This is a genomic window from Xanthomonas vasicola (assembly GCF_000772705.2).
GTDB classification, from domain to species: domain Bacteria; phylum Pseudomonadota; class Gammaproteobacteria; order Xanthomonadales; family Xanthomonadaceae; genus Xanthomonas; species Xanthomonas vasicola.
In genome coordinates this window covers 1-8617 of sequence record NZ_JSBW02000085.1, presented here as the reverse complement: position 1 = coordinate 8617, position 8617 = coordinate 1, and the positions used below count along the sequence as shown (strand labels likewise).

General features: G+C 62.6%; 8 protein-coding genes and 1 pseudogene. 5 read left to right on the top strand and 4 right to left on the bottom strand.

Annotation, left to right across the window (positions count from 1 at the left end; translation table 11 throughout):
- Positions 1 to 128 precede the first annotated feature (128 nt).
- The 4 genes and pseudogenes from NX05_RS19020 to NX05_RS19005 form a co-directional block, all read left to right on the top strand.
- Positions 129 to 998: pseudogene (locus tag NX05_RS19020) on the top strand (glycosyltransferase family 1 protein); the annotation flags it as partial.
- On the top strand, positions 995 to 2182 hold the full coding sequence (gene glf / locus NX05_RS19015) for a UDP-galactopyranose mutase (protein WP_017118547.1): 1188 nt from the start codon (positions 995 to 997) through the stop codon (positions 2180 to 2182). The pseudogene NX05_RS19020 and the gene glf, both read left to right, overlap by 4 nt.
- Positions 2183 to 2272: 90 nt before the next feature.
- Entirely contained in the window at positions 2273 to 3424 is a 1152-nt protein-coding gene (locus NX05_RS19010) for a hypothetical protein (RefSeq protein ID WP_039431887.1), read from the top strand.
- The gene (locus NX05_RS19005; protein ID WP_039431886.1) at positions 3421 to 5196 is read left to right on the top strand and encodes an ABC transporter ATP-binding protein; all 1776 of its coding nucleotides are present in this window, start codon (positions 3421 to 3423) and stop codon (positions 5194 to 5196) included. The genes NX05_RS19010 and NX05_RS19005 overlap by 4 nt, the downstream gene beginning before the upstream one ends.
- Before the next feature lie 188 nt (positions 5197 to 5384).
- Here the strand turns inward: NX05_RS19005 and NX05_RS19000 are convergent, their stop codons facing one another.
- Both NX05_RS19000 and NX05_RS18995 read right to left on the bottom strand, forming a co-directional pair.
- Positions 5385 to 5567 (bottom strand): DUF3606 domain-containing protein, encoded by a 183-nt coding sequence (locus NX05_RS19000; protein WP_039431888.1) that lies wholly within the window; start codon positions 5565 to 5567, stop codon positions 5385 to 5387.
- A gap of 82 nt (positions 5568 to 5649) precedes the next feature.
- The gene (locus tag NX05_RS18995) at positions 5650 to 6273 is read right to left on the bottom strand and encodes a DUF4142 domain-containing protein (RefSeq protein ID WP_039431885.1); all 624 of its coding nucleotides are present in this window, start codon (positions 6271 to 6273) and stop codon (positions 5650 to 5652) included.
- Positions 6274 to 6542: 269 nt separating this feature from the next.
- On the opposite strand from NX05_RS18995, the gene NX05_RS18990 reads away from it, so the two are divergent.
- The gene (locus tag NX05_RS18990) at positions 6543 to 7706 is read left to right on the top strand and encodes a zinc-dependent alcohol dehydrogenase (RefSeq protein WP_017118550.1); all 1164 of its coding nucleotides are present in this window, start codon (positions 6543 to 6545) and stop codon (positions 7704 to 7706) included.
- 87 nt (positions 7707 to 7793) lie between these two features.
- Here the strand turns inward: NX05_RS18990 and NX05_RS24510 are convergent, their stop codons facing one another.
- The gene (locus NX05_RS24510; RefSeq protein ID WP_162860755.1) at positions 7794 to 7961 is read right to left on the bottom strand and encodes a hypothetical protein; all 168 of its coding nucleotides are present in this window, start codon (positions 7959 to 7961) and stop codon (positions 7794 to 7796) included.
- Positions 7962 to 8286: 325 nt separating this feature from the next.
- A partial coding sequence (locus NX05_RS18985; RefSeq protein WP_155550126.1) for a transposase occupies positions 8287 to 8617 on the bottom strand: 331 nt, incomplete at its 5' end.

The window sequence follows — 8617 nt, the reverse complement described above, 5'->3', positions numbered from 1 at the left end:
AACACCTCACGCCGCGTCCGCTTGCGCTTGCCGTTGTACTCCGCATCGCCGAAGGTCAGTTGCATCGTCGTTGTCCGTTGCGTCTGTGTGATTGTCGCAGGATCAAGGGGAGTTGTTCAGAGTTTCCGAAACACCGCTTGCTGGATGGCTACCTGGCCGAGCTGGGCGTGCGCGACTTGTTGCTGTGGTACTACACGCCGATGAGCCAGAGCTTCAGCGCGCACCTGCCTGCGCGCACGATTATCTACGACTGCATGGACGAGCTGTCGGCATTCCGTGGCGCGCCACCGGAGCTGGTACAACGCGAGCGCGAACTGCTGCAGCGCGCCGATGTGGTGTTCACCGGCGGCTATAGCATCTGGGAAGCCAAGCGCGCATTGCACACCAACGCGCACGCATTCCCGAGCAGCGTGGATGTGGCGCATTTTGCCGCCGCACGTACACCGCAGCAGGAGCCGGATGACCAGCGCGGTATCGCGCGGCCGCGGCTGGGCTTCTACGGTGTCATCGACGAACGCTTCGATATCGACCTGCTGCGCGAGATTGCCGCGCAGCGGCCGCAATGGCAGTTTGTGATGATCGGCCCGGTGGTCAAGATCGATGCTTCCGAGCTGCCACAGGCAGACAACATCCATTACCTGGGCGGCAAGACCTACGACGAACTGCCCGGCTATCTGTCCGGCTGGGACGTGGCATTGATGCCGTTTGCGATGAATGCCTCCACGCGCTTCATCAGCCCCACCAAAACGCCCGAGTATCTGGCCGGCGGTTGCCCGGTGGTGTCCACACCGATCCACGACGTGGTGCGCACCTATGGCGATACCGGCGTGGTGCGCATCGCCGATACCGCCGATGCCTTCGTGGCCGCCTGCGAAGCCGCGCTGCAGGACAGTGCCGACCGCGAGCAACTGCTCGACAGCGCCGACGCCGTGCTGGGCGATATGTCCTGGGACCACACCTACGACCTGATGAAGGAGACACTCTCTTGGAAGCAATGACCCCGCCGGCCGCCACTGCGCTCACCAGCCGCCGCACAGGCAACACCACACGGCGCGGTTTCGATTATCTGATTGTCGGCGCCGGGTTTGCCGGCAGCGTGTTGGCCGAACGGCTGGCCGCCGGCCTTGGCAAGCGCGTGCTGGTGGTGGACCGTCGCCCGCATATCGGTGGCAATGCCTACGACTTCCATGACGATGCCGGCGTGCTGATCCATCGCTATGGTCCGCACATCTTCCACACCAATGCGCAACGCATCGTGGATTACCTCTCCAACTTCACACAGTGGCGCCCGTACGAGCACCGCGTGCTGGCGCAGGTTGGCGAGCAGCAGGTACCGATCCCGATCAACATGACTACGTTGAACACTCTGTATGGCCTGCAGCTCACCAGCGAAGAAGAGGCGGCCGCATTTCTGGCCAGCCGCGCCGAACCGGTGGCCGACATCCAGACCAGCGAAGACGTGGTGATCAACCAGGTGGGCCGCGAGCTCTACGAAACCTTCTTCCGCGGCTATACGCGCAAGCAATGGGGTCTGGATCCGTCGCAGCTGGATAAGTCGGTGACCTCACGCGTGCCAACGCGCACCAACGACGACGACCGCTACTTCACCGACACCTTCCAGCAGATGCCGCTGCACGGCTACACGCGCATGTTCGAACGCATGCTCGATCATCCCAACATCAAGGTGATGCTCAATACCGACTACCGCGAAATTTGCGACGAGTTGGAGTACGACCAACTGGTGTATAGCGGGCCGGTGGACGAATACTTCGACTACTGCTACGGCAAGCTGCCGTACCGCTCGCTCAGGTTCGAACACAGCACGCTGGACCAGGAACACTTCCAGGCGGTGGCCACCGTCAATTATCCGGACGAAGCGGTGGCCTACACGCGCATCACCGAATACAAGCACCTCACCGGCCAGCACCATCCCAAGACCAGCCTGACCCGCGAGTACCCTTCGGCCGAGGGCGACCCGTATTATCCGATTCCACGCGCAGAGAATGCCGAGCTGTATCGGCGTTACGAGCGCCTGGCGGCCGAGACGCCCAAGGTCACGTTTCTTGGCCGGCTAGGCACGTACAAGTACTACAACATGGATCAGGTAGTCGGTCAGGCATTGGCTTTGTACAAGCGCATCGAAGACGCCGAACAGCAGCGTCGCGCCGCACTGGCGGTCTGACCACGCCCGCCCCGCCCTGCAGCACCGTCGCTGCAGGGCAGTTATCGACGCGTCGCCGCTACGGCAGTGGCGCGTGCAGCAGGATGTCAGATGCACACCCCCACAGTATTCGAAAGTTTTTTCATGGCGGGGTTCGAGTGTTCGACCCACCGCCGCCGCGACGGACGCAGGCTCGATCTGATCGCCGGCACCAAGCACGACCGTTGGGCCGCGAACGACTATGCGGCGGTGTCAGCGCACGGCCTGCGCACCGCGCGCGATGGCCTGCGCTGGCATTTGATCGAACAACGCCCCGGGCATTACGATTGGTCCAGCTTCTTGCCGATGCTGCATGCGGCCAACAGCGCCGGCACCCAGGTGATCTGGGACCTGTGCCATTACGGCTGGCCGGACGATGTGGATATCTGGACGCCGCAGTTTGTGGACCGCTTCGCGCGCTTTGCCGCTGCCGCCGCGCAGTGCGTCAAGGACGCCTCGGATGCGGTGCCGTTCTATGCGCCGCTCAACGAGATCTCGTTCTGGGCGTGGAATGGCGGCGATCAGGCGCGCATGCATCCGATGGCACGTGGCCGCGGCTTCGAGCTCAAGCATCAGCTGGTGCGCGCCACCATCGCCGCGATCGATGCCGTGCGTCAGGTGGACCCGCGCGCACGCTTCGTGCAGGTGGACCCTGCGATCCATGTGGTGCCATCCAACGACCGGCCCGGCCCGCGCCGCCAAGCCGAGCGCCTGCGGCTGGCGCAGTTCGAAGCCTGGGACATGATCTGCGGCAAGCAATGGCCAGGGTTGGGCGGTGCGCCCGAATATCTGGACATCATCGGCCTCAACTATTACTCGGACAATCAGTGGTACCTGGGTGGCGTGCCGATCCTGCGCAGCTCGCCCGACCACCGCCCGTTTTCGACCATCATGCAGGAGTTCTGGCAGCGCTATCGCCGCCCGATGATCGTGTCCGAAACCGGTGCAGAAGCCGATCAACGCGGGCCATGGCTTGATCACGTCGGCAGCGAGGTCGCGCTGGCCCTGCAGCACGGCGTCGCGATGGAAGGGATCTGTTTGTATCCGGTGCTGGATTACCCGGGCTGGGACAATGACCGGCACTGCCCCGCCGGCCTGCTCGGCTATGCGGACGGCCACGGCGAACGACCGCTGCATGCAGGTCTGGCCGAACAATTGCGGCGCGAGCACGCGCGCTTCGGCCTGCGTGCACCGCAGTTCGCGCTGGCCGACATCGCCACGTGAGTACGTCCACCCACTCCGAATTATTGCCGGACACGCCGGCGCGCTTTCTCTGGCATTACATTGGCCAACGCCCCTGGCATTTCAGCGGCCTGCTGTTGTTGATCGTGGGTGCAGCCGGCTGCGCGGTGTCCGTGCAATACGGCATGAAAATGCTGGTGGACGCCATGGCCACCGATCAACGCAGCCAGGCAAACGTGTGGCTGCCGCTGGGCTTGTTCATCAGTTTGATCGCAGTGGAAAACCTGCTGTGGCGGCTGGGCGGCTGGTTGGGCTGCCGCACGGTGATCGCCAGCGTGGTGGATATCCGGGTGGATCTGTTCCGCCATCTCACCGGCCACCCGATGCGCTATTTCACCGAGCATTTTGCCGGTGCGTTGGGCAATCGCATCACCGCGCTTGGCAGCGGTGCCGGGCAGATCTTCGGCGGCTTGGCGTGGAAGATCGTGCCGCCCATCGTGGATTTCATCGGCGCCATCGTGCTGCTGTTGACGGTGGACTGGCGCATGGCCGCCACGCTGGTGGGCTTGATCGGGATTGTGGCCGCCATCATCACCAGCTTCGGCATCCGCGGCCGGGCCAAGCATCAACGCTTTGCCGCACAAGCTGCGCGCGTGGGCGGCGAGCTGGTCGATGCGGTCTCCAATGTGTGGACGATCAAGGCGTTCGCCGCGCGCGATCGCGAAAGCGCGCGCCTGGCCGAACAGATCGGCCACGAGGCGGTCGCCCATCGACGCAGCTGGATGTATGTAGAAAAGGCCCGCGTGATTCACGACATCTGCCTGTCGCTGATGGCCGGCGGCATGCTGCTGTGGGCGATCAGCATGTGGCGCTCCGGTGCGGTGAGTGCGGGCGATGTGGTGCTGGTGAGCGCGCTGACCTTCCGCATCCTGCATGGCTCGCGCGACCTGGCGCTGACCTTGGTGGACACCACCCAGCAGCTGGGCGCCATTGCCGACACCTTGCAGATCATTTTGCAACCGCACGCCATCGTCGATGCGAACGCGCCGCTGGCGTTGGCCGAAGGCGATGTGCGTTTCGAAGCGGTGTGCTTCGCCTATCCGGAGCGCGCTGCAGTACTGGAGGGGTTGAACCTGCATATTCCGGCCGGCCAGAAGGTGGGCATCGTGGGGCCGTCCGGTGCCGGCAAGTCCACCTTGATTGCACTGATCCAGCGCCTGGACGATGTGGAATCCGGGCGCGTGCTGATCGACGGGCAAGACATCCGCAGCGTCAGCCAGGACAGTTTGCGCGAGAAGATTGCAGTGGTGCCGCAGGAAACCGCGCTGTTCAACCGCAGCATCGGTGACAACATCCGCTATGGCCGTCCTGATGCCAGCGATGCGGATGTGCACGACGCAGCACGGCATGCGTTCTGCGATGGCTTCATCCGGCAATTACCCGAAGGCTACGACACCCAGGTGGGCGAGCGCGGTGTGATGTTGTCGGGTGGCCAGCGGCAGCGGCTGGGCATTGCGCGCGCCTTCCTCAAGGACGCGCCGATCCTGATTCTGGATGAAGCCACCTCGGCACTGGATACCGAATCGGAAGCGGAAATCCAGGCCGCGCTGGACCATCTGATGCGCGACCGTACCGTGTTGGCGGTTGCCCATCGCCTGTCCACGGTGATCGGCTTCGATCGCATCGTGGTGCTACAGGAAGGTCGCGTGGTCGAAGACGGTAGCCCCGCAGAGTTGCGCGGCCGCGGCGGTGTATTCGACGGTTTGTGGCAGCGCCAGGCTGCGGGGTTCGAGACGGCGCCGGAGGTGCTGTGAGGTGGCGCAGAGCGGGAGTTGCGGTGTCTTTTGGGTAGCGTGTGATGACGCAGGCACCGCATCCGGCGTACGGAGTATGCAGTGCGTGAGAGACACCGCTGATGGTGTAACACCGCAACTTTCCGCCACACCCTTCGCAACAAAAAAAGGCAGCTTTCGCTGCCTGTTTCAGTTTCCGCACGACGTATTCAATGCGGTGGCCGGTAGTCACGCAGCTTGGTGGTCACATTGCCGATCTCCTGCACCGCGCGCTTGAGATCATCTTCGGACATCCCCAGTTCGCGCGCCCAGTACTGCAGCTCCCATTCCTCGTTGATGCTCACGTTATGCATGTCGGTGGGTCGACGATTTGCGTCCTGTGGTTCGCCCATGGCGATCTCCAATGTAGAGCAATGACAAAACAGCTGCGCATCCGCTAGGTAAATGCGGTGCTGCGTGGAAAGCGAGGCGCAATCAGTGCGGCTGGCCCTGCTTGGCACGTAGCGCCTTGGCGTGTTCCAGATGCTCGGCAATGGTCTCGCGTGCACGCTGCAGTTCCTTGCCCAGATCGCTGGAGCCTGGCTCGCTGCTCAGTTGCGTGTCGAGCAGGGCCAGCGCCTGTTCGTGGCTATCCACGCTGGCCTGCAGATACTGTAATTCGAATTGCTGCCCGTACAGGTCCTGCAGACGCTTACGTGCGCCTTCGGCGCCTGCCGAGGCTGCCTGACCAAGCGTGCCATGACGGTCCGGCGCAAAACGGCTGAGGTCGGTCAGCGCTGCACTATGGGCTTCGTCCATCTTGCGCGCGAAATCCAGCACCTCGCCTTCCACACCTTTCACCACCGCCAGCTGTGCAAGCGTGCGCTCGTTTTCGTTAAACACGGCTAGCGCGCCAAGCGCCTGCTTGCGGTCGCGGGCATCGCCCCCGCTGTCGCGCAACGGGTCGCCGTGCGGCGGTGTGGCACCGAGGGCAACGGGCGCATCCCGCTGGGTACCTTGCTCGTTTTGTGCGTCGCTCGCTTGACCCTGACGACGCTGCCAGGCCTTGTACGCCACGTAGCCCACCGCGCCTGCGGTCACCATCTTGAAAAGTCCCATTACTGTCTCCTGTTAATTGCGCTTTTTGTCGCGCTTGGCGGTCGTTGATTGTCGGGTTCGCATGGGTCGCACGAGCTGTGTGCCTGCGTTCCAGCACGTTGAACCAGCCTGCGAGCGCGGGAGTTATCCAAACGTGACCTGCGCATCAACACAGCGTCGGCGACCAAGCGCGTCCACACCACGCCCACGCACCGTGCTGACCGCCTTAACACGGCCGCGCCAACACTGCACGGTGTCGCCGTGACTCACGGTCCCCCCAGGAGACAGCCATGCTTGCCCTCAACTACCACGGCTCACGCGATGTGCGAGTCGAAAACGTGCCCGATCCGTTATTGGTCGAACGCGACGACCTGATCCTGCGTGTTACCGCCACCGCCATCTGCGGTTCGGACCTGCACCTGTATCACGGCAAGATTCCCGACCTGCGCCCGGGCGATATCCTCGGCCACGAATTCATGGGCATTGTCGAAGAGGTGGGGCCGGATGTCACCGCGGTCAAGCCAGGCGACCGTGTGGTGATTCCGTTCGTGGTCGCGTGCGGGCGCTGTTTCCATTGCGTGCTGCAAGAATATTCGGCGTGCGAAACCACCAATACCGGCAAGGGTGCCGCGCTGAATCACAAGGACATGCGCCCGCCGGCAGCGCTGTTCGGTTTCAGCCATTTGTACGGTGGTTTGTCCGGTGGTCAAGCCGAATACGTGCGCGTACCTAAGGCCAATGTCGGCCCACTTGTGGTGCCGGATGCGTTGCACGACGAGCAGGTGCTGTTCCTGTCCGACATCTTGCCGACCGGGTATCAGGCCGTCGTCGATGCAGGCGTTAAACAAGGTTCCACCGTTGCAATCTTCGGTGCCGGCCCAGTCGGCCTGATGGCCGCAGCGTGTTGCCGCATGTTGGGTGCCGAACGCATTTTCATGGTCGACCGGCATGCGTATCGGCTCGACTTTGCGTCCAAGACCTATGGCGTGATTCCGATCAATTTCGACGAAGTCGACGACCCGGCCGATGTCATCGTCTCGCAGACCGATGGCCGGGGTGTGGATGCCAGCATTGAGGCAGTCGGCTTTGAGGCTGAAGGCAGCGCGATCGAAACTGCATTGACCAACCTAAAGCTGGAAGGCAGCAGCGGCGTGGCGATTCGGCAGTGCATTGCCGCGACCCGTCGCTGCGGCGTGGTGAGCGTGCCGGGCGTGTATGCCGGTTTCATCCACGCCTTCATGTTCGGAGATGCATTCGACAAGGGGCTGACCTTCAAGATGGGCCAGACGCATGTGCAGAAGCATATGCCGCATCTGCTGGAATGCATCGGCAATGGTCAGCTCAAGCCGAGCTCGATTATTTCGCACCGCATGCCGCTGGCTGACGCAGCGCGGGGCTACGAACTATTCGACAAGAAACAGGACGATTGCCGCAAGGTGGTGCTCACGCCGTAAGCGCGCGGAGGTTGCAATCGCAGACGGCGCGGTGATCGACCGCGCCGTCTGCGTTTTTGTGCTGCGGTTGAGCGCTGCCGAACAGGCTCAATCCAGCGGTTTGGCAGGCACGAACGGTGATACGGGGTCACTGGCCGGAAAGGTTTCTTCGACCGCTTCGTCTTGCAGTGCGTCCTGTTTGTTCTTGTCGTGCTGCGCCTGGTCCTGAGTGTTGGCTTGATCGTGCGCGGATGGAATCTGGTTGGACATACTCATGGCGCTTTCCTGATGCGTGATACGAATAACCACGTTACGGCGTGCTGCGTTGACCCAGATGAAAATCGTCTTCGCACCTCAACGACAAAGGCAACGTGGTGCACCACACGCGGTGCAACAGCAGTGGCGACGCATTGCGGCCAGATACGGCACAGCCAGACGACTATCTCGAACAAACGATGTGCATCGTGGCTGCCCTGTGCTTCGACCTAAGGATGGTCTGATCAACGCGACCGGAAAACGAAGCAACCGCATCCGCCGCGCTGAGGGCGCTCAAATCGCCGATTTTTTGCCGGTTTCGGCCGTTTGCGGGGTGTTGCCTGGGTTACAGGCACAGCTTCCCCGCAGCAGGCATTAACGCTTTGCGCGTCAGCCACAGATTCGACAGTGCAAACAGCGTCAGCACCTGTGCGGTGTTCTTCGCCAAACCGCGATAGCGCACCTTGACGTAACCAAACTGACGCTTGATCACCCGAAACGGGTGTTCCACCTTCGCACGCAGGCTGGCCTTGGTGTGCTCCCAGCGCTTGGCCAACTTCAGTTCGCGCTTGTTCTTGATCTGCTTCAGCTTCGAGCGCTTCTCCGCGATCAGGTAGCGCAACTTGCGCTTGCCCTTCATCTCATCGCGCTTCTCAAGCCCCGTATAGCCGCTGTCC